Here is a 410-nt window from a genome sequence, read left to right as displayed (position 1 = left end):
TGCGTGAGGATGATCTTCATTACTCGGTCACCCTCTCTTAGCGCGTGGTGGAGGTGTAGGGCAGCAGCGCCATCTCACGGCTGTTCTTCACGGCCGTGGCGACGTCACGCTGGTGCTGGGTGCAGTTGCCGGTGACCCGGCGGGCACGGATCTTGCCGCGGTCGGAGATGAACTTCCGCAGCAGGTTCGTGTCCTTGTAGTCAACGTAGTTGACCTTGTCCTTGCAGAAGACGCAAACCTTCTTCTTGGGCTTGCGAGCAGGCGGCTTCGCCATCGTGTGCTCCATTTGGGTTGACGCTCCACCGGTGTCGAGCACCTGTGGACCGCACGAAATCTCTCAGCATGCCAAGGACCGTTCACGAACGGGCCCGGCGCGCACCGCTTAGAACGGAGGCTCTTCCGAGTAGCCG

Annotated in this window: 1 protein-coding gene; it reads right to left on the bottom strand. The window is 61.2% G+C overall.

The window, feature by feature from the left end; genetic code table 11:
• Nucleotides 1–37 precede the first annotated feature (37 nt).
• A complete protein-coding gene (gene rpsR, locus UK12_RS33280; RefSeq protein ID WP_030270170.1) occupies nt 38–274 on the bottom strand; it encodes a 30S ribosomal protein S18 in 237 nt (78 codons plus the stop codon).
• Nucleotides 275–410 lie beyond the last annotated feature (136 nt).

This window comes from Saccharothrix sp. ST-888 (assembly GCF_000955975.1).
GTDB lineage: Bacteria > Actinomycetota > Actinomycetes > Streptomycetales > Streptomycetaceae > Kitasatospora.
This window is presented reverse-complemented; position numbering and strand designations above follow the sequence as displayed.